Source organism: Solirubrobacter soli DSM 22325, from assembly GCF_000423665.1.
Classification (GTDB): domain Bacteria; phylum Actinomycetota; class Thermoleophilia; order Solirubrobacterales; family Solirubrobacteraceae; genus Solirubrobacter; species Solirubrobacter soli.
The window spans coordinates 213,853-237,996 of sequence record NZ_KE384072.1; the positions used below are offsets into that span (position 1 = coordinate 213,853).

Genomic DNA, 24,144 nt, shown 5'->3' on the forward strand with positions numbered 1-24,144 from the left:
GGCACGACCGACTCGGCCGGGGCGCGGCAGCGGCTCCCCTCCCTCAGTGCTCGGCCGTTCCCGGCGCACGAACACAACGACGCGCCGCCTCGCTCGCTCACCGAGAGCGGACCTAAGCCGTGATCCGCTCGATCAGCGCCAGGGCGCCCCGCTGGCGCGAGTCCATGTACGGCGCGGCGACCGTGACGGTGTCCTCCGCACACGTGATCGACAGGGGCCGGAACCACCCACGGCCCTCCCCCACGACCGCGGTCGCCGTCCCGGCGGGCCAGCGCCGGAGCGTCGCGCGCGGGCGGGCCAGGAACCAGCCGCCCATCCCCACGAGGTGCAGCGTGCCGTGGTCGTCGAGGACGAGCATCATGTCCTGCGGCAGCTCGAAGTCGCGCCGGACCTCCCGCAGGACGACCTTGTCGGCGAAGACGGCGCTCACGTGATCGACGACGACGTCGGCGCGGCGGATCAAGGCGGCGGCGATCACCTCGGCTCCGATCCACCCTTGGGCGAGCCGCAGCATCCGCCTGCCTCCGACACCGCCTGCAGTCTCTGTGATCGTCATCGCGCCGAGTGTCCGTGCGATGAGGACCCTCGCGCAATCGGGAGGCCACCCCGAACTTTTCACAGGCCGGCGGCGAGGAACACGATCGTGAACCTCTTTACACGGCCCGGCGGTGGGAAGAGGATGAACGCGATGGCGACCCCCGACGGCACCGCCCACGCGGCGGCGATCTCGAAGCTGCACCCGAAGCTGCGGATGCTCGCGAACGGCTCGACCGAGGTCAACGCGCTGCGCGCCGAGCACGCGGCGGCGGTGCGCGTCAGCGCGGCCGTCGCCCGCGAGATCCCCTATCGGCGCGCGCAGGGCGCGGCGCCCGCCGACACCGCTCCCGACCACGTCGAGACACGGACGCTCACGACCGACCCCGAGGCCGAGGTCAGCGTGTTCGTCGGGCTCACCTCGACGACCCGCGGGTCCGAGGGCTTCACCGGCGTGACCGCGACGCGCGCCGACCAGCTGACGGCCGAGCTGTCGGTCGCCGACGCGCGCGAGCTGCGCAACCGGCGCGAGGTGACATCGGTCGAACTCGGCCAGCCGCTGACGCTTCCCAGCCCGGAGACCACGCCGGGGGAACCGGCCGCGCCGTCCGACGACCTGCGCAGGATCGCCCACTCCGACCAGCACGACTTCGGCAAGGGCGTGCTGATCGGCCTGATCGACGTCGGCGGCTTCGACTTCGCGCACCCCGACTTCCTCGACAGCGACGGCAGGACGCGGTTCGTGCGCATCTGGGACCAGGGCGGCGACACGCACCCGAGCCCCAAGGAGCGCGGCACGACCGAGTTCGACTACGGCGCCGAGCTGCGCAAGGAGGACCTCGACCACGCGCTCGCCTCGGCGAAGGACGTCGGCCTCCCGCCCACCGAGCTCGAACGCCAGTCGCAGATGGAGGACGGCGCGCACTCCACCCACGTGGCCAGCATCGCCGCCGGCAACCTGGGCGTCTGCCGGAAGGCGTGGATCGCCGGCGTGCTGATCTCGATCCCCGACTCCGACGCCGATCGGCGCCGCTCGTTCTACGACTCGACCCGGCTCGCGCACGCCGTCGACTACCTGCTCGCCGTCGCCGCCGAGCTGGGCGGGGAGAGCGGCCCCGTGCCGCTCTCGATCAACGTCAGCCTCGGCACCAACGGCGCCGGGCACGACGACTCGGCCGCGGTGAGCCGGTGGATCGACTGGGCCCTCTCCAAACCGGGCCGCAGCGTCTGCGCCGCCGCGGGCAACGCGGGGCAGGAGCGGGCGGAGGTCGACGGTGACATCGGCTGGGTGATGGGCCGCGTGCACTCGAGCGGGCGCGTCGGCGCGCGTGAGCTGGGCGTCGACGTCGAGTGGAACGTCGTCGGCAACGGCGTCGCCGACCTGTCCGAGAACGAGCTGGAGATCTGGTACGGACCACAGGATCGCTTCGCGGTGCAGCTCAAGCCGCCGGGTGAGCCGTGGACGGAGCCGATCGAGCCGGGCGAGTACATCGAGAACCGCCAGCTCCCCGACAAGACGTTCTTCTCCGTCTACAACGAGCTCTACCACCCGGTCAACGGCGCGAACTACATCGCGCTCTACCTCAGCCCGTTCCTGCGCAGTGAGGGCGTGGTCGGCGTCAAGGCGGGCGAGTGGCTGATCCACCTGATCGGCCGCGAGGTCCGCGACGGCCGCTACCACGCGTGGATCGAGCGCGACGACCCGCGCAAGCTCGGCCGGATCGGGGCCAAGGAGGCGTGGCAGTTCCCGTCGTTCTTCTCCGAGCGCTCGATGGTCGACAAGTCGACGATCTCGACGCTCGCCTGCGGAGCGCGGATCGTCGCGGTGGCGAACCTGGACGAGGCGCGGCGGCGGATCGCGATCACGAGCAGCCAGGGCCCGACGCGCGACGGGCGCGAGAAGCCCGACGTGGCCGCGCCGGGGACGGACATCGTCGCCGCCCGCGGGTTCGGAGGCGGCTGGGTCGGGATGAGCGGCACGAGCATGGCGAGCCCGTACGTCGCCGGCGTGATCGGGCTGATGCTCGGCGCCAACCCGCAGCTCACCGGCGCGCAGATCAACGGCATCCTCAAGCGCACCGCCCGGCCGCTGCCGGGCGCGGACTTCAGCTGGGCCGACGACGCGGGCTCGGGCGCGATCGACCCCGCCGCGTGCGTCGTCGAGGCGACCGCGATGCTGACCCGCAAGGACCTGACATGAACCTCACCGTGTTCCAGGCCGACAAAGGGGACTGTCTCCTGCTCGAGACCGCCGACGACAAGCGGATCCTGATCGACGGCGGGACCTCGTCGTCGTTCAAGGAGCATGTCGCCACGGCGCTCGGTGCGCTCCGCGACGCCGGCAAGCAGCTCGACGTGATCTACGTCTCGCACATCGACGACGACCACATCGGCGGCGTGCTGGCGCTGTTGGAGACCGAGCTCGACTGGCGCGTCCACGAGTTCCAGCTCGGCGCCGGCAACGCCCGCCACCCGGTGCCGAAGGTCGCGCGCCCACCCGCCGTGGGCGAGCTGTGGCACAACGCCTTCACCGAACAGGTCGACACCGACCCTCGGCCGATCACGGCGCTGCTCGCGGAGACGGCCGCGGTGCTCGACTTCCGCGACGACGAGGAGGACCGGCGCCTCGCCGAGGCCCACCGTGACCTCGGCGCGAGCGTCGACCAAGGCATCCGGCTGTCCCGCCGGGCGGGCGCCGACCAGCTCGGCATCCCGGTCAACCGGGCGTTCGGCGGCAAACTCGCACTCGTGCGGGACGGGCAGGGACCGATCGCGCTCGGTGCGCTGTCACTGACGGTGATCGGCCCGTTCGAGGAGGACCTCGCGACGCTCCGCGGCCAGTGGCGGACGTGGGTCGACGCCAACCAGGCCAAGCTCGCCAAGTCCAAGGCGCGGATGCTGGCCGACGTCCAACGGATCGGCGCGAGCGAGACGGAGCTGTTCACGACCGCGCTGGCGTTGCGGGCCGACGAGTTGGGCGACCGCAAACAGGTCACGGCGCCGAACCTGGCGTCGCTGATGTTCCTCGCCGAAGAGGACGGCAAGCGCATCCTGCTGACCGGCGACGGCCACGCGAACGACATCCTGCGCGGGCTCGAGCGCGCCGGCCACGACACGCTCCACGTCGACGTGCTCAAGGTCCAACACCACGCCTCGGAGTTCAACATCACGCCAGAGTTCTGCCGGCGCGTGACCGCCGACCGCTACGTGATCACCGGCAACGGCGCCCACGCCAACCCGGACCTCCGCGCGCTCGACGCGATCATCACCGCCCGCGACGGCGCGCACTACGAGCTGGTGTTCAACTCCAGCCCGGTGGCGACGGACAACGCCGAGCATCGCGCCCACATGCAGCGGGTCGTCGACCTCGTCGAGCAGCGCGGCGTGCCGGCGCGCTTCCTCGACGACGACTCGTTCGCGATCGAGGTCTGATCAGCCGGCGCGGGCGACGATGCTCAGCTTCGCGAGCGCGTCGCGCTGGATCCGGGAGACGTGCATCTGCGTGCAGCCGACGATCTCGCCCACCTCGGCCTGGGTCAGGTCGGCGCCGAAACGCAGCAGCAGCACGCGCTTCTCGCGCGTCGTCAGCACCCGCATCAGGTGCATCACCGTGGCCACGTCCTCGGCGTGCGAGTAGCCGATGTCCTCGGAGCCGACGATGTCGCGCAGCGCGGGTCCCTCGTCCGTGTCGAGCTCGTTGGTGCGGTCGAACGACGCGCTGTCACGGGCGCGGCACGCCGCGAGGCCGTCCATTACCTGCTCGATCGTCACCCCCAGGTAGCGGGCGAGCTCGCCGGGCGACGGCGGGCGGCCGAGGTCGGCGCTCATGCTCGCGGTGACGCGCTCGATCTGCAGCGCCCGCTCCTGCAGCTCACGCGGCGGGCGGACGGTCCAGGTGAACTCGCGGAAGTGGCGGAAGATCTCCCCGCGAATCGTCGGCTCGGCGAACGCCACGAACGCCGCCCCTGAGGAGGGGTCGAAGCGGTCGACGGACTTGATCAGGCCGATCGAGGCGACCTGCTCGAGGTCCTCGAACGGGACGCGCCCCTGCCGGCGGGCGTAGGCGCGGGCGATCCGCCGCGCCATCGGCAGATAGCGGGTGACCAGATGGTCGCGCAGCGCGGGGTCGCCGCTCGCGTGATAGCGCGCGAACAAGGCGCGCTCGGAGTCACGACTCTGACCGCGGCCGGCGCTGAGTGGGAGATGCTCGGCGTGCGTCAACGGCGCCTCCCCGCAGGCAAAGGCGGAGCGGCGCGTGACGTGGCGTCAAAGACGAGAAATCGGTGTGAGCATGCCGGCATCGGCCCTGAGTCCATTCTCGCTGCGGCGGCCGCATGGCGCATGATCTCGGGATGTTCGAAGGCTTCGCCGTCACCGATGTCGACACGCCGCGCGGGACGATCCGGGCGCGGGTGGGAGGAGCGGGCCCGCCGCTCCTGGTGCTGCACGGCTTCCCGGAGACCCACCTGATGTGGCATCCGGTCGCCGCGACCCTCGCCGAGCGCTTCACGGTGGTCGCTCCCGACCTCCCCGGCTACGGCGACTCGTTCCGCCCCCCGGTCACCGACGACCACTTCAGCCACTCCAAGCGCGCGTGGGCGGCCGACCTGATCGCGGCGATGCGCGAGCTGGGCCATTCGTCCTTCGCCTTGGTCGGCCACGATCGCGGCGGGCGCGTCGCCTACCGGATGGCGCTCGACCACCCGGACGTGGTGAAGCGGCTGGCGGTGCTGGACATCGTCCCGACCGGCGAGATCTGGGCCCGCGTGGACCCCGTGCTGATGCTCGGCTACTGGCATTGGGCGTTCCTCGCCCAGCCCGCTCCTTTGCCCGAGCAGCTGATCTCCGCGGCGCCCGACACGTTCTGGCTCGCCGGCGAGCGGATCGGGCTCAAGCCCGGCGATCCGCGCTACCCCGATGACGTTCTCGCCGTCTATCGCGCGCAACTCGACGACCCGGATCACGTGGTCGCGGTCTGCGAGGACTACCGGGCGAGCGCGACGATCGATCGCGCCCACGACGCCGAGGGCGGGACGATCGATTGCCCGGTGCTGGCGTTGTGGGGCGGAGCGGGCGGCCTGCCGCGCTTCTACTCCGATCCGCTCGATCTCTGGCGGGCGTTCGCCCCGCACGTCACCGGCCGCGCGATCGAGGGCGCGTCGCACTTCCTGGTCGAGGACGCACCGGAGGAGGTCGTGGCCGAGTTGACCGCGTTCTTGACTTAGGCGATCATCGAAGGCACATGCCACCCGCCGCTCGCGTCGCCGACATGCACACCTGCCCGATGTCCAACGGCCCGGTGCCGCACGTCGGCGGGCCGATCCTGCCGCCCGGCGTGCCGACCGTGCTGATCGGCGGGCTCCCGGCCGCGACGGTGGGCTCGATGTGCACCTGCGTCGGGCCGCCCGACACGATCGTCAAGGGCTCGATGAAGGTGATGATCGGCGGCCGGCCCGCGGCGCGCATGGGTGACCAGACGGCGCACGGCGGTGTGATCGTCATGGGCTACCCGATGGTGATGATCAATTAAGGCGGACAACCGCCATCATGGCGGGGCCTCGGAATAGCGTCGCGCGGCGAGCCGTCTTGCTCGCCAGTGAGCACGGCGATCGATCCGACGGGGCTGGCTGAGCGGCTCGGGCTCAACGCGGCCGAGACGCTGGCGTTGGCCGTCATCGCGGCGCCCGAGCTCGACGCGCGCTACGCGCACCTGCGGCCGACCGCGCGGCTGATCGGCGCGCAGGCATTGCCCGGGCTCCTCGCCCGCGGCGCCGTCGTGTTCGGGGAGGCTCCGCTCGCGGTCGATCGGCCGTTGCGCCTCGCGCCGAGGCTCGCCGCCTTCCTGCTGGGTCTCCCCGCGCGGGAGCTGCGACGGGTGGATGTCGCCGGCGTCGATCCCGGGCGCGAGGATGAGGTCGCGCGGCTCGCGGAGCTCGCCGCCAAGCGCGGGAAGCTGCCGCTGGTGGTGTCCGGCCCGGACGCCGCGGTGCTCCTCGCCCGCGCGCTCGACCAGGGCCTGATCCTCGTCGGTGAGCCGGATGCGGACGCCTCGCTGGCGGCCGCGCTCGAAGGCCGCGCGCTGGCCTATGAGGATCCGGCCGACCTCGACGCGCTGCCCGAGGGCGCGCTCGTACTCGCGCGCGCCGACGTCCCCGCCGACCGCGCGGTGCTGCGACACAGCGTCCGCCCGCCCGCGTTCGGCGAGCGCGCGGCGGCCTGGCAGGCGCTCACCGGCGTCGATGACGTCGCCGATGTCAGCGCGAAGTTCCGGCTCTCCATCGGGCAGATCGAGGAGGCCGCGCGGGTCGCGCTCGTGTGCGGGAAGGACCTCGACGCCGGCGCACGCGAGGCGTCCTCGTCGCGGCTCGGCACGCTCGCCAAACGGCTCAAGCCGACCTACACGTGGAGCGACCTGGTCGTCGCCGGCCGCCAACGCGACGCGCTGCTCTCGATCTCCGCCTACCTGCGCCACCGCGACCTGGTGCTGACCGACTGGGGCTACGAGCTGCGCGTGGCCAAGTCGCAGGGGCTGAAGATCCTGTTCGCCGGCGAGTCCGGCACCGGCAAGACGATGGCCGCGCAGGTGCTGGCGGCCGATCTCGGTCTGGACATCTTCCAGGTCGACCTGGCCACGATCGTCTCCAAGTACGTCGGCGAGACCGAGAAGAACCTCGGCCGGATCTTCGAGGCCGCGCAGGGCTCCAACGCGATCCTCTTCTTCGACGAGGCCGACGCGCTGTTCGGCAAGCGCTCGGAGGTGACCGACGCCAAGGACCGCTACGCGAACATCGAGGTCGCGTACCTGCTGCAGCGGATGGAGGCCTACGCGGGCGCGGTGATCCTGGCCACGAACTTCCGCCGCAACATCGACGACGCCTTCCTGCGCCGGCTGGACTTCGTGATCGACTTCCCGTTCCCCGAGCCGAGCGATCGCGAGCGGCTGTGGCGCGGGCTCATCCCCTGCGAGGCGCCGCTCGGTAGGGACGTCGACTTCGGTCTGCTGGCGCGGCGTTTCAAGTTGTCCGGCGGAGCGATCCGCAACTGCACGCTCGCCGCGGCGTTCCTCGCGGCCGAGGAAGGGAGCACGATCGACATGGCGCATCTCGTGCGCGCCGTCAGCGTCGAGTACGCCAAGCTCGGGCGGCTGACGATGGGCGCGGACTTCGACGGCTTCGAGGAGCTGATCCGCCCGCGATGAGGGAGTTCGAACAGGAGCAGCTGCGCGTGCGCGTCAAGCCGACGGTCTCGCGGTCCGTGCTCGACGACGTCTCGTCGTGGTGGAACGGTTCCGAGCAGGAGGCCGAGCGTGCGCCCAAGCCGGAGCCCGCGTACACCAAGCAGGACTTCGACCAGTCGCTCGCGCTCGTCCAGATGCCGGTCGCGTTGACGCATCAGGACCTGTTCGGCAAGACGCCGGACGTTGCGGTCGCCGCCGCCGGCGCGGCCCGGCTGGGCCCGGCCGCCGCCGCACTGCAGACGCTGTCGAACTCCAAGAAGGACCCGAAGAACCAGGCCGCGATGCTCACCCCGGTGCCGGACATCCAGGCCGCGCAGACGACGCTGCAGGTGATCGCCGCCGGCGACAAGGCGCAGGCGATGTGGCATGACGCGTTCATCGCCGCGATGGCCGTCGTCGACTCCGTGATCGCGCTCCCGGTCGCCGATCCCGACGCCAACCTGAAGTCGGGAGACGACATCCAGCAGCGCGACCACGATCTGCTCGTGAACTCGGTCAAGCCCGTGCTGCAGCGGCTGCAGGACAAGACCGCGGGCGCGCCGTACACGGACTTCGACCCGAAGGCGTTCACCGAGGGCCAGGAGGCCCTGACGGCGCTCGGCGCGGTCAACATCGTCCAGCTCAAGCCCGCGCTCGCCCACGTCAACAAGGGCGTGCAGGCGATCAAGGCCTTCGCGATGAGCATGGAGGAGCAGTGGAACTCAGCCATCGCGAGCCTGGAGAGCGCCCAGCAGAAGATCTCCGCGCAGGCCGAGAGCTACGTGACGTCGGTGGCTCCGCAATGACCACTCGCGAGGAGTGGAACAGCGCGCGGCTGCTCATCCGCCACATCCTGCGCGAGCCGGGCGCGCTCCCCACGCGCTCCGTGGCGCTCCTGCGCGCCAGCGTGCTCCCCCAGCTCGACGCCGCGCTGGCGATGCTCGCCGACGGCCACCCGCCCGCGACGCTCGCGCGCTGGAACGCGTTTCTCCCGGCCGCGGTCGCGGCGGTCGGATCAGACCCGGAGCTCGCGCGCGTGGAGGCGCACGTGCGGTCCGGGCTCGCCGCCCTTGGCGGTCCGTAGCGCCGCCTCGAACGTCTCGACCTGCGACCGCTTGCGGCGCATGCTGCCGACCGCGCCGGGCATCAGGGCGGCCAACACCGGGTGCGGGCCGATCTCCACGAAGGCGCGCAGATGGGTCAGCGCGACGTCGAAGCGCGTCGGCTCGCGGAGGTTGCGCCACCAGTAGTCGCGGTCGGTCAGGCGCGCGCCGGCGACGGTGGAGAAGAACGGGATGCGCGGTGTGCGGGCGCGGATGCGCCCGACGGCGCGCTCGAACGCGGCGCTCAGGGGCTCCGCGTGACGCGAGTGGTACGGGACCGAGACGTTCAGGCGCTTGCCCTCGATCGCGTCGACGTCGCCCGTCAGCGTGAAGGAGTTGCGACCGTTGACCGCGGCGATCTCCACCCCCGGCGGCAGTTCGCGCTCGATCGAGGTGACCGCGACCATGCCGCCGCTTCCGACCAAGGTCTGCTCGAGCCGCGAGCGGTGGTGGGCCAGCTCGAAGGCCTGCTCGAGCGTCAGCGCGCCCGCTGCCCACGCGGCGGCGAGCTCTCCGAACGAGTGCCCGACGACCGCGCTCGGCTGCACGCCTCGAGCGCGCCACAGCTCGGTCAGCCCGACCTGGAGCGCCAGCCCTGACGGCTGCGCGTCGGCCGGATCGACCATCGGCGTGCCGTCGCCGCTGAAACCGCGCAACACCGCCGGGTCGAGGCCGGCGCAGCGGTCGACGGCGGCGCGGAAGACCGGCTCGGACACGTACAGCTCGCCTCCCATCCCCCACCACTGGGCGCCCATCCCGGAGTACACGAAGGGCAGCTCGATGCGCACACGGACGTCATCGGCGGGGAGGTGGACGACCTCAAGTCCACGGTCCGCGCGCCGACTCTGTTGTGGGTGACCAGCTGGAAGCTGCTACGGCGCTCAGGTGCGGCCGTACTGCTGACGGCGACGCTCGCCTATGCGGCCGTGCTCGTCCTGCACCCCGGCCACGGGTACCTCGTCTGGCGTGACGGCTGGCTCGCGAACCTCGCACTCTCCGCGCCGGGAGTCGCCTGTCTGGTGCACGCCGCGTTCGTCCGTGCCCGCCGCGTGGCGGCGCTCGCACTCGGGCTCGGGATGCTCTCCTTCGCGTTCGGCAACATCGCGTACGTCTGCTCGATCCGGCTGCAGGTCGAGCCGCCCGTCCCCTCGCTGGCGGACGTCGGCTACCTCGGCTTCTACCCGCTGACGCTGGCGGGCGCGCTCGCCATGATGCGCCGCGCGCGCAAGATCGACGCGACGCTCTGGCTCGACGGCGTGCTGGGCGCGGTCGGCGCCGCCACCGCGCTCGCCGCGCTGCTGAACCCGGTCCTGGCGTGGATCTCCGGCCCGCCCACGGAGCTGCTCGTCTTGGGCGCCTACCCGGTCGGCGACCTGCTGCTGATCGCGATGCTCGCCGGCAGCCTGGCGATGCGCGGACCGCGCGACGGCGGCACGCTCTCCGGGCTGGCGCTCGGCCTGCTCGCCTTCTGCGCCGCCGACGTCATCTACGCGCTGCGGCTCGCGGAAGGCAGCTACGCGATCGGCACGCCGCTGGACGCGCTGTGGTCGGTGGGCATGACGATCATGGCGCTCGCGCTCTGGCGGCGTTCGCGCCCGAGCGGGCGCGAACGCGGGTCGATCTCGGTCCTCGCGGTGCCGCTGATCTCCACCCTGGCGGCGGTCGGCGTGCTGCTGTGGGCGACGGCCGAGACGGTGCAGCCGCTGACGATCGGGCTCGCGGTGGTCACGCTGGCGCTGGCGGCGACCCGCACCGCCGTCGCCTTCCAGCAGCTGCAGCGACTCGCCGACGCGCGTCGCCAGGCCCGGACGGACGACCTCACCGGGCTCGTGAACCGTCGCGGGCTGCACGAGGAGGCCACGGCCCGCCCAGGCACGCTGTTGTTGCTCGACCTCGACGGCTTCAAGGAGATCAACGACGTGCTCGGGCACGCGGCGGGCGACGCGGTGCTGCGTGAGATCGCTGCCCGGCTGACCGTCCGTGACGACGTCGTCGCCAGGCTCGGCGGAGACGAGTTCGCGATCCTCCTCCGGTCCGGCGAGCAGCCCGAGCTCGTCGCCAAACGCCTGCTCGAGCGGGTGGGCGAGCCGCTCGAGGTGGGTGGCATCGCGATGCGCATCGGTGCCAGCATCGGCATCGCGGTCCACCCCGAGCACGGCACGGACCTCGCCGCGCTGCTGCGCCACGCCGACATCGCGATGTACGAGGCCAAGCGCCGCCACTCCGGGGCCGAGCGCTACGCCGCCGAGTTCGACCGCCACACCCGCGACCGGCTGCAGATCCGCCAGGACCTCGACCGCGCGTTCGAGAACGGCGAGTTCTTGCTCCATTTCCAGCCCAAGTGCCGGTCGCGCGACGGTGAGGCGATCGGCGTCGAGGCGCTCGTGCGCTGGCAGCACCCGGAACGCGGGCTGCTGTTCCCGGACGCGTTCCTGTCGGTGATCGAGGAGCGCGGGCTGACCTCGCGGCTGACCGAGACCGTGCTCGCGCTCGCCGCGTCGCAGGCGGCGGAGTGGCGTGCCCAGGACATCGCGTTCCCGATCGCGGTCAACCTGACCGCCGCCGACCTGCTCGACGCCTCGCTCCCGGCCCGCGTGCGCCGCCTGCTCGAAGGCCATGAGCTGCCGATGTCCGCGCTCGAGCTCGAGATCACCGAGAGCCTCGTGCTGACCGACCCGGAGAGCGCGACGCGCACGCTGGCGCGCCTGCGCTCGCTCGGCGTGGCGATCGCGGTCGACGACTACGGCACCGGCTACAGCTCGCTCTCCCACCTGCGCGACCTGCCGATCGACCACCTGAAGATCGACCGGTCCTTCGTGACGGACTTGACGTCGAGCCCGCGCACGGCCGCGATCGTGCGGTCGACGATCGAGCTCGCGCATGCGCTCGAGCTGCGCGTCGTCGCCGAGGGCGTCGAGGACGCCGCGACCCTGCGGGCGCTGGCCGACCTCGGCTGCGACTGGGTCCAGGGCTACCTGTTCACCAAGCCGCTGCCGCCCGCGTCACTGGTCGCGTGGCATCGCGCCGCGGGGTTCGTCGCCGGGTTGGCGGGCGGCGGCGACCAGCAGGTCGAGCGAGAGCGCGACCGACCGGCGGTCGAGGGCTCCCTCACGGTGCAGGACGCCTAGCTCGCGGCGCGTCGTCGGCGCGAGCCTGCGGACCTCGACACCCTCGGCCCGATCGAGCGCGAACGTCGGCAGCACGGTCACGCCGAGGCCGGAGCGCACCGCGTAGAGCAGCGCCTCATGGCTGAAGAGGCGGCCGACGACGCGCGGCTCGAAGCCGGCGTGCCGGCAGCGGCGGACGACGTGGCGCTCGAGCTCGGTGCCGTCGAGCAGCCAGGGGTCGTCCTGGAGGGCCTGCAGGTCCCCGCCAACGAAGGCGTGCCCTGGCGGGAGGACGGCCATCAGCTCGTCGTGGGCGAGCGTGACCCGGCGCAGGTGCGGGGCGTGCGGGAGCGTGCCGTCGCCGAAGTCGGCGACGACCGCGAGGTCGACCTCCCCGCGGGTGAGCGCCGGCACGCAGTCGTCGGGCTCGAGCTCTGAGAGGTGGACGGCGATGCCGGGGTGGCGTTCGGCGACGGTCGCGGCGGCGGCGATCACGAACGCGCGCATCGCGCTGGTGAACGCGGCGATCCGGACCGTGCCCGCGGGGGCGTCGCGCAGCGCTCTGAGGTCCTCCTCGGCGGCGCCGATGCGCTCGAGGATCGCGCGCGCGTGGGCGGCGAGCGCGACGCCCGCGTCGGTCAGCGCGACCGCGCGCCCGTGGCGCTCGAGCAGCGCGGCGCCGCTCTCGATCTCGAGCGTCGCCAGCTGCTGCGAGACCGCGGACGGGCTCAGCGACGCGGCCTCGGCGACGGCGCGGACCGTCCCGAGACTCTCGAGCTGGATCAGCAGGCGGAGACGCTTCGGATCGAGCACTGTTCAGGACAACCGTACAGCGTGAGCGGAAAATGTCGCTGGAAGTGCACAGCGATCGCCTGTAGCTTCGCTCGTATGAGCCTTCTCGAGGAAACCGGGACCGACGCGGCGTTCTGGGCCGACGTCGACCGCCACGTCGTCCGCTACAGCCCGGCGTGGGTGCCGACGATCGTCGAGCGGGCTTCCGGTTCGAAGCTCTTCACGTCGGACGGCCGCGAGATCCTCGACTTCACCTCGGGCCAGATGAGCTCGATTCTCGGGCACTCGCACCCCGCGATCACGGCGACGCTCGGCGAGATGGCCGGGACGCTCGACCACCTCTTCAGCGGGATGCTCTCGCGGCCGGTGGTCGAGCTGTCGCGGCGGCTCGCGGAGTCGTTGCCTTCGCCTTTGGAGAAGGCGCTACTGCTGACGACAGGCGCCGAATCCAACGAGGCGGCCTTGCGGATGGCGAAGCTCGTCACCGGCGGGCACGAGATCGTCGCGTTCAGCCGCTCGTGGCATGGGATGACGCTCGGCGCCGCGAACGCGACCTACTCCGCGGCGCGTCGCGGGTACGGCCCGGCGGCGCCCGGCAACTTCGTGCTGCCGACGCCGGACGTCTATCGGCCCGACGTGGTGGACGCGGATGGCGCGCTCGACTGGCGCCGCCAGCTCGACATGGGCTTCGCGATGGTCGACGCGCAGTCGACCGGCGCGTTGGCGGCGTGCATCGTCGAGCCGATCCTCTCCAGCGCCGGCGTCCTCGTCCCCCCGCCCGGCTACCTCGCGGCGCTGCGCGACCACTGTCACGCGCGCGGGATGCTGCTGATCTTCGACGAGGCGCAGACGGGGCTGTTCCGGACCGGCGACTGGTACGGGTTCGAGCGCGACGGCGTCGTCCCGGACATCATCACGCTCTCCAAGACCTTGGGCGCGGGGCTGCCGCTCGCGGCGGTCGTGACCAGCGCGGAGATCGAGGCGCGCGCGGCTGAGCTCGGCTACCTCTTCTACACGACGCACGTCTCGGACCCGCTCGTGGCCGCGGTGGGGATCACCGTGATGGACGTGCTCGCGGGTGGCGTCGGCGCGGGTGTGGCGGCGAAGGGCGAGCTGCTCCACAACGGACTGCTTTCGCTGGCCGAGCGCCACGCCGTCGTCGGCGACGTGCGCGGGCGCGGGCTGATGCAGGGGCTGGAGCTCGTGCTCGACCGCTCGACCAAGGAGAGCTCGCCGGAGCTCGGCGGCGCCGTCACCGCCCGCTGCCTCGAGCTCGGCCTGCACATGAACGTCGTGCAGCTGCGCGAGATGGGCGGCACGTTCCGGATCGCCCCGGCGTTGACGACTTCCGACGACGAGCTGCGGCTCGGCCTGGAGATCCTCGACCAGGCGCTCGGAGAGGTCGCACCACGCTTCACGTAGTTTGTTAGGGTGACCTGACAGTGGTCACCGAGTCGGAGGTCCGGTTGTACTGCCGGACCTTTCCGGCGGTCTTCTCGCACGCCCGCGGCGCTTCGCTGTTCGCAGCCGACGGGACGGCGTACGTCGACTTCTTCTGCGGTGCGGGCGCGCTGAACTACGGGCACAACCCGCCACGGATCCGCGACGCGCTGATCGAGCACTTGCATTCCGGCGCGGTCGTGCACGCGCTCGACATGGACACGCCGGTCAAGGCCGCGTTCCTGCGCCGGTTCGACGAGGTCGTGCTCGCGCCGCGCGGGCTCGACCACCGCGTGCAGTTCTGCGGGCCGACCGGGGCCGACGCGGTCGAGGCGGCGTTGAAGCTGGCCCGCAAGGTCACCGGCCGTTCGGGTGTGGCGGCGTTCTCGGGCGGCTTCCACGGGATGACGGCGGGTGCGCTGGCGGTCAGCGAGAGCCGGGCCGGGGCGGGCCGCTTCGTGCCGTTCGGCGACCTGGACGCGCTCTCGCGGGTGTTCGCCGATGACTTGCCGGCGGCGGTGATCGTCGAGCCGTTGCAGCTGGAGGGCGGCGTCCGCCCCGCTCCGGCCGCCTGGCTGCGCGAGCTCGCCGCGTTGTGCCGTCGCCATGGCGTCCTGTTGATCTGCGACGAGATCCAGTGCGGCGTCGGGCGTACCGGGACGTTCTTCTGCTTCGAGCAGGCGGGGATCGTGCCGGACCTCGTGTGCCTGTCGAAGTCGATCAGCGGCTTCGGGCTGCCGCTCGCGCTCGTCCTGATCCGCCCTTCGCTGGACGTGTGGGAGCCGGGCGAGCACACCGGCACCTTCCGCGCCAACCAGCTCGCGCTGGTCGCCGCGACGGCCGCGCTCTCGTTCTGGGAGGACCCGGCATTTCTCGCCCGCGTGGAGCACGTCGCCGCGCGGCTGGCCGCTGTCGAGGCGCCGGTGACGCGCGGCTCCGGGGCGGTGCTGGGGATCGAGCTCGATCCGGCGCATGCGGCATTGGTCCAGCACCGCGCGTTCGCCGACGGCGTGCTCGTCGAGCGCTGCGGCCCGTTCGACGAGGTGCTGAAGGTGATGCCACCGCTGACGGTCGACGACGACACGCTCGACCGCGGCCTCGCGATCCTCGCCCGCGCCCTCGACCGCCGCGTCGCGCTACGCGCCTAGTTCGCGGCCGCGCTGCGCGGCCGCCATCACCGCTTCAAGGAACGCGGACCGCACGCCGGCGCGTTCGAGCTCCCGCAGGCCGGCGGCGGTCGTGCCGCCGGGTGACGTGACGGCGGCCTTGAGTTGCGCGGGTCCGTCATCGCTCTCGGCCAGCAGCTTGGCGGAGCCCAGCAGCGTCTGGAAGGCGAGCGTCTCGGCGATGTCACGCGGGAGGCCGGCGAGCACGCCCGCGTCGGCCATCGCCTCCGCGACGAGGAAGACGTAGGCGGGACCGGAGCCGGAGAGGCCCGTGACGGCGTCGAGGCTGGCCTCGGGCACGCGGACGACGACGCCGACCGCGCCGAGGATGGTCTCGGCCCACTGCAGGTCCTCGTCGGTGGCATGGGTGCCGGGGCTGATCGCCGCGGCGCCGGCGCCGACCAGCGCGGGCGTGTTGGGCATCGCGCGCACGACCGGGATCGGGGCGCCGAGCGCGGCCTCGATCGCCGCGATCGTGATGCCCGCCGCGACGGACAGGACGCGTTCGCAGCCGGCCTCGGCGAGCGCGGACGCGGTGCTCGCAACGTACTGCGGCTTGACCGCGATCAGCGCGCCATTGGTGGCCTGCGGTTTGTCGAGCACCGTCACGCCGGGGTACTTCGCGCTCAGCTCCTCGCGCTTTGCTTCGATCACCTCGACCACGCCGAGGCCTGTGTGTCCCGCGGCGAGCAGCCCGCCGAGCAGGGCCTCGCCCATCTTCCCGCCACCGACGATCAAGAGCTCCATCGCGGGTGAAGCCTAACCGCGGGCGCCCTGGAGGAACGCCTTGCCGCCCGCCGCCAGCGCGCCCAGGTCGGTGCCGGTCACCAGCAGCGTGCAGTCGCGGTAGCGGGCGCACAGCTCGGGCGTGGGCGCGAGGATGCCGGTCATCCGGCCCGCTTGCCTCGCCTTGGCCAGGATGGTGTCGATCACGGCGCGCAGTTCGGCCTCCGGCGGGCGCCCGAGGGAGTGCGAGAGGTCGTTGGGGCCGACGAAGACCAGGTCGACGCCGTCGACGGTCAGGATCTCGTCGAGGTTCTCGACCGCGGTCGCCGTCTCGATCTGGATCGCGACCACGGTCTCCTCGCGGGCGTTGGCGATCGCTTCCTCTCGTCGTTGGCCGTAGATGGTCGCGCGGCCGGGACCCGCGCCGCGGCGGCCTTCGGGCGGATAGCGGGAGAGCTGGGCGGCGGTGTGCGCGGCGTCGGCGGTGTTGACGAGCGGCACCAGCACGCCCGCCGCGCCGCTGTCGAGGGCGTGCCCGATCGTGCTCGGCGTGTTGGAGGGCACGCGCACGAGCGACGGGACGCCGGCGAGGTCGCCGCCGACGATCACCTCCTCGATGTCACGCGCCGAGAACGCGCCGTGTTCGCCGTCGGGGATCAGGACGTCGTAGCCGATCGCGCCCAGTACCTCGCCGATCGCGCGGTGCGGGGTCTCGACGAAGCTGGCGATCAGCGGCGCGCCGGTGCGCAGGCGGGTGCGAAGGGTGTGGCTCATCGGGTCTTTCCTCGGGGCGGGACGAACGTGCGGTCGAGCGCAAAGGGATTGTGCTGGTTGCTGGCCGTCATCACGTCGAGCAGGTGCCGCGCGCCGCCGATGCTCGACATCACGCCGTGGCCGCTGTAGCCGGTGTTGACGTACAGGCCGTCGACGGGCGTCGCGTCGATCAGCGGGCGATGATCCGGCGTGACCGTGTAGAAGCCGCATTTGACGGGCCAGTTCGGGTCGGGCGCGATGTCGCGCCAGAACGGCGTGATCCGGGCGACGGAGCGCAGCACGCGCTCGGCGAAATCGGGCTCGGGAACCGGGTCCTCGACCGCTTCGCCCGGTTGCTGACCGTAGACGCTGATCAGGAGCGCGGCGCCCTCACCGGTCGGTCGCCAGTGCCCGCCGGTGTCCTCGTCGAAGGTGAGCGGCGCCCACTGGGGCACCTGGGGCAGCTGAGGGATCAGCAGCTTGTGGCGGAGAAGCACGTGGATCGGGAGCTCGATGCCGGCGAGGGCCGCCACCTTGCCGGACAGCGGCCCCGTGGCGATGACACACGCGCGTGTGGAGACGGTTCCCCGGTCGGTGTGGACCGCGGTCAGCCCGCCGCGTGTGTCGAAACCCGTGACGCGTGTGCTCAACCGCACCCGCGCTCCTTCGAGCAGCCCGAGCGCGAGCTCACGCTGGTCGAGCAGGCCGTCCTGCATGCGTATGCGGACCTGGCGGACGGTCTCGCTCAGGTACGGGAAGCGGTCGCGGGCCTCGTCGCCGTCGAGCACCTCGATGCCGTCGACGCCGATCGAGCGCTGGTGGGCGACGGTCTCCAGCTGCTCCCGCGCGCCCGCTTGGGTCGTCGTCACCGACATCAGGCCGTTCGGCTGCGGACGCGGGTCGTGCGCGGTCTGGCCCGTGAAGTCCGCGAAGTCGTACAGCGCCGCGACGGTCTCGCGCATGATCGCGAGCTCGTCGGGATCGTCCTGCTGGAGCCGGTAGGCGCCGGTGGCCGCGGCGGTCGTCGCCGCCGCGGGCGCGGCGCGCGCCTCGAGCACGAGCGGGTCGAGCCCGGCGCGCCGCGCGGCGAACGCCGTCGCCGCGCCGATCACGCCCGCGCCGACGATGACGAGCTCCGCGGTGCGGGGCAACGCCTGGTCGCGCGGCCCCGCCGCCGCGTCGGTCCGCCCCGCCGCCGCGTCGCGCGGCCCCGCCGCCGCGTCGCGCGGCCCCGCCGCCGCGTCGCGCGGCCCCGCCGCCGCCCCGCGCGGCCCCGCCGCCGCCCCGCGCGGCGCCGTCACGGCACGATCAGCGCCTTCACCACGGTCTGCCGCTCGACCGCCTCGAGCGCCTGCTGCGCCTCGGCGAGCGGGTACTCGTGGGTGATCAGTTCGGTCCACGGGAAGCGGTGGCGGGCCATCACCTTGATCGCGCGGTACACGTGGCCGACGTCACTCCCCCAGCAGCCGCGGATCTCGAGGTGCTTCTGGTTGAGGTCCAGGTGCGGGTTGAACGTGGCCTCGCCCACGTTCGTGTACTGCCCCACGACGACGTAGCGGCCGGCGTCACGGGTCATCCGCATCCCTTCCGGGACCGCGCTCGGTACGCCGGTGGCCTCGATCGTGACGTCGGCGCCGCGCCCGTGGGTGAGCTCGCGGACCCGCTCGACACGGTCCTCGTCGAGCGCGATCGTGACGTCGGCTCCGAGCGTGCGCGCCGCCTCGAGCCGGACCTCCGGGCCGCCGATCACGATCACCTGCCCGGCACCGCGCAGCTGCGCCAGCGCCGCGGCGCACAGCCCGACCGGTCCCGCGCCTTGGATGACGACGGAGTCACCGAACGCGATCTCGGCGAGGGTCACCGCGTGCAGCGCGGTCGGCATCCCGCAGCCGCCGGCCATGAACGCGCGCCAGTCCAGGGTCTCGGGCAGCGGCAGGATGTGCACGCCGGGCTTGAGGTGGATGTACTCCCCCCACCCGCCGAGCAGCCCGTCGTCGCTCGACAGCGTCACGCCGTAGACCTTGCGGTGCGGACAGCGCGTGGTGGCCTGGGCGACCGTGCAATACCAGCAGCGACCGCAGGTGCCGAAGACGTCGAGGAACGTCACGATCTGGCCGGGGACGACCTCGCGGCCGTCGACGTCGGTCGCACCGTTCGCCTCGGCGACGCGGCCCACGCTCACATGGCCCGGGATGATCGGGTACGGCACGCCCGCGAGCTGGCCCTTCCACAAGTGCGCGTCGGTGCCGCAGACCTCGCTGGCCAGCGTCTCCAGCAGCACCGCGCCGGGCTCCAGGCGTGGCCGCTCGAACTCGCGCAGCTCGAGCGGCGCCCCGGGCGCGGGCATGACGACCGCGCGCACCACCTACTCGGCCGGGATGTCCGGGTACTGCGAGACCGGGAAGATGTCGACCGGGGCCGAGCGCTGCTGGACGAGCACGCCGCCGTCGACGGTGACGCCGGAGCCGGTCATGTAGCGGGCGTCGTCGGAGGCGAGGAAGACGATCGGGCCGGCCATGTCGTCGGCCGTGCCGAGCCGCTGCAGCGGGACCACCTGACCGCGCTCGGCGGCGACCTCGTCGGAGATGTCATATGTGCGGATCAGCCCGGGGACGACGAAGTTGACGCGCACGTTGTACGGCGCGAGGTCGAGCGCCATCGCGCGGGTGACCGCCTCGATGCCGCCCTTGGCCGCGTCGTAGGCCGCCATCGCGCGGTGGGCGTGGGTCGCACCGCCGCTGGAGAGGTTGATGATCGCGCCCGTCCGCCGCTTGGCCATGCTGCGCACGACCGCGTTCGAGCACAGGTAGACGCTCGTCAGGTTGGTCTGGATGATCCGGGTCCACCAGGCCGCGTCGCCCTCGAGGAAGTGGCGAGTGACCGCCTCGTAGGTCGCGAGCGCGGCGTTGTTGACGAGCACGTCGATCGGGCCGTGCGCGTCGACGGCTGCGGCGACGATGCGGTTCACGTCCTCCTCCTTGCTGACGTCACCGGGTGCGGCGATCGCGTTCGCGCCGATCGCCTGGACCGTCTCGTTCGCGCGGTCGGGATCGATGTCATTGACGGCGACCTTGGCGCCCTCGCTCGCGAAACGCTCGGCGACCGCGCGGCCGATGCCGTGGCCGGCGCCGGTCACGATCACGGACTTGCCTTCGAATCTCATGGTGCTCCTTCTTCGAGGTCTCGGAACCAGGGAACGGGGTGGTCGCCGACGACGACGAAGCGGATCGTCTCCCCCGGCCGCAGCTGGCCCGCGAGCGGGAGGTCGTCGGGGTGGATGACGGCGGGCTTGTCGTAGCCGGCGCTGCGCTGGCGGTCGGCGAGCAGAAGGATCGGGGCGCCCCCGCTCGGGACCTGGACCGCGCCGGGCGGCGGGGACTCGCTCAGCAGCTCGCCACCGGGGACCTCGGGCCCTTCGAGGCGCACGCCCATGCGGTCGCCGGTCGAGACCGTGAACGGAGCGCTCGTCAGCGCTCGCTCCGCTTCCTCGGACCATTGCGGACCGCGGTGGAGGCGAATGACGAGGTGGTAGGGCGTCTGGAGGGCGCGCGCCTGCATCTCGATCGGGCTCGTGTCGGTGCGCGCGAGGCCGAGGACGTCGCCGGCGCGTAGCGCGCGGCCGATCAGCCCGTAGCGGTCGACGCTCGCCGAGCCCAGGAACGGCTCCGCCTCGATGCCACCCGCGAGCGCGAGGTAGCCGCGGACGCCGTTTCCGGTCGCCTTCAGCTGCAGCGACTGCCCTCGCGTGACGTGGGTGGTGCGTTGACCTTGCGGCTCGCCGTCGAGGTGGAGCGTGAAGCCGCGGCCGGCGGCGCCGACGACGAGGTCCGTGAGCGCCGTGAAGCGCGGGCCGTGGAGCGTGGACTCGATCAACGTCGTCCCGGGCGCGTTCCCGCACAGGGCGTTGGCCAGGCGGGCGGCCCTGGCATCGAGCGGGCCGGACTGCGCCATGCCGTGGTGGGCCTGGTTGAGGCGGCCGTGGTCGAGGACGAGGTCCAGCGCCCCCGCCTCCTCGACTCGGAGCGCGGGCGTGTGCGGCGTCTCGGGTAGCAGGATGCGGCGCTCGGGCGTCTTCGGCGGCTCGCCCTGCTCGGCCTCGAACCGGACCGTGTCGCCGAGCTCGAACAGGAACGGATCGTCGCGGTGCGGGTCGTAGACGTTCTCGAGCGCTGTCCCGATGACGTTCCACCCGCCCGGCATCAGCACCGGGTAGATCGTCGCCTGCTCGTTGGCGATCGCCACCGCGAGCGCGGGGACGTCGGTGCGCGGGGTCTTGCGCCGTGGGACGCGCAGACGCTCGTCGGTGCTCGCCATCATCGGCTGGCCGACGGTCGCGCGGGCGCAGACGCGGTACTCGCGGCTCGCGTGGAGCGCGGCGATCTGCTCCGGCGTCAGACCGGTCTGCTCGACGACGTCGTCGGTGTCGATGCCGCCGTAGTTGACGGGAACGTCGATCTGCTTCGGCGCCTTCAGGTCATCGTGATCGGCGTTCAGCGCGGCGTCGATCCACTCCTGCGCCCGCTCGTTGGAGAGGGTCCGGTCCTCCCACTCGACATAGACCGAGCCGTAGCCGGGATAGATCTCGCGGACGCCGGCCGGGCGGGTGGCGTCGAGCGTCGCCGCGAGCGCGAGCACCTTGAGGTTCGCCCGCTCGTCGAACACCGTCGAGTAGCGCAGGTATTGACCGACGGGTGCCATCGAGAGCGCTCAGAACGCGGCGATGGCGATGCCGGCGCGCTCGAGCGCCGCGCGGATCGCCTTCGCGGTCGCGACGCTGCCCGGGTTGTCGCCGTGGATGCACAGCGTGCCTGGCGTGAGCTCGACGATCGTGCCGTCGAGCGCCTCGACCGTGCCCTCGGTGGCCATCCGGACCGCGCGCTGCGCGGCTCGTTCGGGATCGTGCACGATCGCGCCGTCGGTGCCCCGCTTGGCGAGTGAGCCGTCCGGGGCGTAGCCGCGATCGGGGAAGCCCTCGGCGACGACGGGCTGGCCGAGCCGTTGCGCGGCCTGGTGCAGGCGCGAGCCGGCGATGGCGATGATCGGCAGTTGCGGATCGAAGTCCCGCGTCGCCTGGACGAGCGCCTCGGCGTTGGCGTCGGATGCGTTCGCGACGGCGGTGTTGAGCGCGCCGTGGGGCTTCATGTGGTGCAGCGTCGCCTCGGCCGCCTTGACGAAGCCGTAGAAGGCACCGATCTGGTAGAGCGTGTCGGCGTAGACCTCGTCGGGTGACATCGTCATCGCCCGCCGGCCGAAGCCCGCGAGATCCGGCAGCCCGGGGTGCGCGCCGACCGCCACGCCCGCGTCGAGCGCCAGCTGGAGGCTCTTGCGGATCGTGTTCGGGTCGCCCGCGTGGAAGCCGCACGCGAGGTTGGCGCTCGACACCTCGGCGAACAGAGCCGCGTCGTCGCTCATCCGCCAGGCGCCGTACGACTCTCCGGCGTCGACGTTTAGATCGATGCGGTCGGCAGACATCTGGCGGAAGGTACCATATGGTCAAACCAAACACTGCTACGCTTCGCGGCGGTGGCCCCCTCCTTCGAAAAGGTCCGGCGGGTGCGGACATTCGACGACGTGGTCGAGCAGCTCCGCGAGGCGATCCTCTCTGGTCGCATCCGCCCCGGAGACCGGCTGCCGGGCGAGCGCCAGCTGTGCGAGGAGCTCGGTGTCGGCCGCCCCACCCTGCGCGAGGCGCTGCGGTCGCTCGAGGCGCTCGGCATGATCGAGGTCCGGCCCGGCAAGGGCGGCGGCTCGTACGCCGTCACGCCGTCGGAGTCGACCCTCGGTGACGCGTTGGCGTCGCTGGTCTCGCTCCGCGGCGCCTCGTTGGAGGACCTGTCCGAGTTCCGGGTCGACTTCGAGGGCGAGAACGCCGCCTGGGCCGCCCGCCGCGCCGACGCGAGCGACATCACGACCCTCCAGGCCCTGGTCGCCGACGCCCGAGCCGCCGGGGGTGTCGAGCTGCTCGCCGAGGTCGACGTCCGCTGGCACGAGGCCCTCGCCCGCGCCACGAAGAACCGGCTGCGCATCGGCATCGCTTTGGGCATCCACGGCGCGGTCACCCGCCGGCACAACCAGATCGTCCGCCCCGCCGCGCTCGAGCAGGCGCTCACGATCCCCGAGGATCTCGCCAAGATCACCGCCGCGGTCGCCGACGGCGATGCCGAGCTCGCGCGAATCCTGATGCGCGAGCACATCGACGCGTGGAACCGCCGCACGAATGGCTGATTATGGTCAGACCATTCTCCTGACAGGCGCTACGGGACAAGTCGGTGGCGTTGCGCTCCGCGCCCTCGCGGGGCGCCCTGTTCGCGTGCTGGCGCGAGCGCCCGACGCGCTCGTCGCGACGGGTCCGGTCGCTGAGTCCCGCCACGCGCAAGTTTCCGACCCCACCCGTCAAGCGGAGGTCGTCGTCGGGTCGTTCGACGACGCCGATTCGCTGCGGCGCGCCTTCGACGGCGTCGACGTCATGTTCCTCACCGGGCGGGACAACCCGGACCAGGTGGCGCAGCACCTCCGCGTGCTCGAGGTCGCCGCCGCGGCCGGTGTCTCGCACGTCGTCAAGCTGTCCGCGATCGGGGCGCGGCCGGACTCGCCGGTGGCGCTGATGCGCTGGCACGCGGCGATCGAGTCCGCGCTGCGCGGGTCCGGGTTGGCGTGGACGTTCGTGCGCCCGCACCTGTACATGCAGAACCTGCTGCGATTCGCCGGCGACGTCGCCTCGGCCGGCCGCCTCGCGGCACCGATGGGCGCCGCCGCGTTCCCCCTCGTCGACACGCGCGACGTCGGCGCCGCGGTCGCCGCCGTGCTCCGCTCGCCCGCCGCCCACGTGGGTGCGACATACGCGCTCACGGGCCCGTCGGCCGCCACGTACGCGTCGGTCGCCGCCGCGCTGGCGGAGCTCGTCGGCGCGCCGGTGCACTACGAGCCGCTCGCTCCCGCGGCGTTCCACGCCTCGCTGCTGGACGCGGGCATCCCGGCCTGGCGCGCCGACGATCTCGCCGCGATCGCCTCCGCCTACACCGCCGCCGACAACACGCCGACCGGTGACCTCGAACGCCTCCTCGGCCGCCCCGCCACGCCGCTCTCGCAGTTCCTCGCCGACCACGGCGAGACGTACCGCGCGGGCGCGTCGCGCAGCCACCTCTGACCCGGCGTCCGCGTCCCGACGCCGCGCTGCGTCCGCGTTCCGAGCCTCGCCTCCCCGCCGCCGCGCGCCGCGCCGCGTCACCGCGCGCCGGGCCTTGCCTCCCGCCGCTGCGTTGCGCCCGGCCTCCCCTCCCGCCGCCGCGCTGCGCCCGCCCGCGCCT

General features: G+C 72.5%; 22 protein-coding genes and 1 pseudogene. 12 read left to right on the forward strand and 11 right to left on the reverse strand.

The genetic code is table 11. The features are described 5' to 3' along the window. Window positions 1–112: 112 nt before the first annotated feature. Window positions 113–556: a hypothetical protein gene (locus G569_RS0139940; protein WP_157592633.1), complete on the reverse strand. Its 444-nt coding sequence runs from the start codon at window positions 554–556 to the stop codon at window positions 113–115. A gap of 132 nt (window positions 557–688) precedes the next feature. Between G569_RS0139940 and G569_RS0139950 the strand changes: the two genes are divergently transcribed. Further along, window positions 689–2,734 (forward strand): S8 family serine peptidase, encoded by a 2,046-nt coding sequence (locus tag G569_RS0139950; RefSeq protein WP_064750572.1) that lies wholly within the window; start codon window positions 689–691, stop codon window positions 2,732–2,734. Then, window positions 2,731–3,966, forward strand: a complete 1,236-nt coding sequence (locus tag G569_RS55595; protein ID WP_037502537.1) for an MBL fold metallo-hydrolase — start codon at window positions 2,731–2,733, stop codon at window positions 3,964–3,966. Before G569_RS0139950 ends, G569_RS55595 begins: the two co-directional genes overlap by 4 nt. On the opposite strand, the gene G569_RS55600 is transcribed toward G569_RS55595, so the two are convergent. Beyond that, a complete protein-coding gene (locus G569_RS55600) occupies window positions 3,967–4,689 on the reverse strand; it encodes a sigma-70 family RNA polymerase sigma factor (protein WP_157592635.1) in 723 nt (240 codons plus the stop codon). 197 nt (window positions 4,690–4,886) lie between these two features. Between G569_RS55600 and G569_RS0139965 the strand changes: the two genes are divergently transcribed. The 5 genes from G569_RS0139965 (at window position 4,887) to G569_RS0139985 (ending at window position 8,834) form a co-directional block, all read left to right on the forward strand. Further along, window positions 4,887–5,759 carry an alpha/beta fold hydrolase gene (locus tag G569_RS0139965; protein ID WP_037502795.1) on the forward strand — a complete coding sequence of 291 codons (873 nt, stop codon included), beginning with the start codon at window positions 4,887–4,889 and terminating at the stop codon, window positions 5,757–5,759. A gap of 17 nt (window positions 5,760–5,776) precedes the next feature. Further along, complete coding sequence (locus G569_RS0139970) at window positions 5,777–6,064, forward strand: PAAR domain-containing protein (RefSeq protein ID WP_028067563.1); 288 nt, start codon at window positions 5,777–5,779, stop codon at window positions 6,062–6,064. 66 nt (window positions 6,065–6,130) lie between these two features. Beyond that, window positions 6,131–7,732, forward strand: a complete 1,602-nt coding sequence (locus G569_RS60025) for an ATP-binding protein (RefSeq protein WP_053227705.1) — start codon at window positions 6,131–6,133, stop codon at window positions 7,730–7,732. Continuing rightward, window positions 7,729–8,556: a hypothetical protein gene (locus tag G569_RS0139980; RefSeq protein ID WP_028067564.1), complete on the forward strand. Its 828-nt coding sequence runs from the start codon at window positions 7,729–7,731 to the stop codon at window positions 8,554–8,556. The genes G569_RS60025 and G569_RS0139980 overlap by 4 nt, the downstream gene beginning before the upstream one ends. Continuing rightward, window positions 8,553–8,834 carry a hypothetical protein gene (locus G569_RS0139985; RefSeq protein WP_028067565.1) on the forward strand — a complete coding sequence of 94 codons (282 nt, stop codon included), beginning with the start codon at window positions 8,553–8,555 and terminating at the stop codon, window positions 8,832–8,834. Before G569_RS0139980 ends, G569_RS0139985 begins: the two co-directional genes overlap by 4 nt. Here G569_RS0139985 and G569_RS0139990 read toward each other — a convergent pair. After that, on the reverse strand, window positions 8,766–9,641 hold the full coding sequence (locus tag G569_RS0139990; RefSeq protein WP_028067566.1) for an acyltransferase domain-containing protein: 876 nt from the start codon (window positions 9,639–9,641) through the stop codon (window positions 8,766–8,768). The genes G569_RS0139985 and G569_RS0139990 overlap by 69 nt on opposite strands. A 777-nt stretch (window positions 9,642–10,418) precedes the next feature. Between G569_RS0139990 and G569_RS65770 the strand changes: the two are divergent. Next, window positions 10,419–11,831: pseudogene (locus tag G569_RS65770) on the forward strand (putative bifunctional diguanylate cyclase/phosphodiesterase); the annotation flags it as partial. Between the two features lie 24 nt (window positions 11,832–11,855). On the opposite strand, the gene G569_RS65775 reads toward G569_RS65770, so the two are convergent. Then, on the reverse strand, window positions 11,856–12,773 hold the full coding sequence (locus tag G569_RS65775) for a LysR family transcriptional regulator (protein WP_028067567.1): 918 nt from the start codon (window positions 12,771–12,773) through the stop codon (window positions 11,856–11,858). A 75-nt stretch (window positions 12,774–12,848) separates the two neighbouring features. On the opposite strand from G569_RS65775, the gene G569_RS0140005 reads away from it, so the two are divergent. Continuing rightward, the gene (locus G569_RS0140005; protein ID WP_028067568.1) at window positions 12,849–14,174 is read left to right on the forward strand and encodes an aspartate aminotransferase family protein; all 1,326 of its coding nucleotides are present in this window, start codon (window positions 12,849–12,851) and stop codon (window positions 14,172–14,174) included. A gap of 20 nt (window positions 14,175–14,194) precedes the next feature. After that, window positions 14,195–15,340: a diaminobutyrate--2-oxoglutarate transaminase gene (locus G569_RS0140010; protein ID WP_211233215.1), complete on the forward strand. Its 1,146-nt coding sequence runs from the start codon at window positions 14,195–14,197 to the stop codon at window positions 15,338–15,340. Here G569_RS0140010 and proC read toward each other — a convergent pair. From proC to G569_RS0140045, 7 genes are read right to left on the reverse strand one after another with little or no spacing between them, the layout of a single operon-like run. Next, window positions 15,329–16,105, reverse strand: coding sequence for a pyrroline-5-carboxylate reductase (proC, locus tag G569_RS0140015; RefSeq protein ID WP_028067570.1), 777 nt, complete (start codon window positions 16,103–16,105; stop codon window positions 15,329–15,331). The two genes, G569_RS0140010 and proC, sit on opposite strands and share 12 nt — an antisense overlap. A 12-nt stretch (window positions 16,106–16,117) precedes the next feature. Continuing rightward, entirely contained in the window at window positions 16,118–16,858 is a 741-nt protein-coding gene (locus G569_RS55615; RefSeq protein WP_053227707.1) for an HpcH/HpaI aldolase family protein, read from the reverse strand. Next, on the reverse strand, window positions 16,855–18,138 hold the full coding sequence (locus G569_RS0140025) for an NAD(P)/FAD-dependent oxidoreductase (RefSeq protein WP_028067571.1): 1,284 nt from the start codon (window positions 18,136–18,138) through the stop codon (window positions 16,855–16,857). Before G569_RS0140025 ends, G569_RS55615 begins: the two co-directional genes overlap by 4 nt. Continuing rightward, a complete protein-coding gene (locus G569_RS0140030; RefSeq protein ID WP_211233216.1) occupies window positions 18,135–19,199 on the reverse strand; it encodes a zinc-binding dehydrogenase in 1,065 nt (354 codons plus the stop codon). Before G569_RS0140030 ends, G569_RS0140025 begins: the two co-directional genes overlap by 4 nt. Before the next feature lie 3 nt (window positions 19,200–19,202). Continuing rightward, window positions 19,203–20,000: an SDR family NAD(P)-dependent oxidoreductase gene (locus G569_RS0140035; RefSeq protein WP_028067573.1), complete on the reverse strand. Its 798-nt coding sequence runs from the start codon at window positions 19,998–20,000 to the stop codon at window positions 19,203–19,205. Next, window positions 19,997–21,535 (reverse strand): 5-oxoprolinase subunit B/C family protein, encoded by a 1,539-nt coding sequence (locus G569_RS55620; RefSeq protein ID WP_053227708.1) that lies wholly within the window; start codon window positions 21,533–21,535, stop codon window positions 19,997–19,999. The genes G569_RS0140035 and G569_RS55620 overlap by 4 nt, the downstream gene beginning before the upstream one ends. Window positions 21,536–21,544: 9 nt before the next feature. Beyond that, window positions 21,545–22,309, reverse strand: a complete 765-nt coding sequence (locus G569_RS0140045) for a LamB/YcsF family protein (RefSeq protein ID WP_028067574.1) — start codon at window positions 22,307–22,309, stop codon at window positions 21,545–21,547. 51 nt (window positions 22,310–22,360) lie between these two features. Between G569_RS0140045 and G569_RS0140050 the strand changes: the two genes are divergently transcribed. Together G569_RS0140050 and G569_RS55625 are read left to right on the forward strand one after the other, a co-directional pair. After that, window positions 22,361–23,062, forward strand: coding sequence for a FadR/GntR family transcriptional regulator (locus G569_RS0140050; RefSeq protein WP_084286234.1), 702 nt, complete (start codon window positions 22,361–22,363; stop codon window positions 23,060–23,062). After that, entirely contained in the window at window positions 23,055–23,984 is a 930-nt protein-coding gene (locus G569_RS55625; protein ID WP_084286235.1) for an NmrA family NAD(P)-binding protein, read from the forward strand. Before G569_RS0140050 ends, G569_RS55625 begins: the two co-directional genes overlap by 8 nt. Window positions 23,985–24,144: the final 160 nt, after the last annotated feature.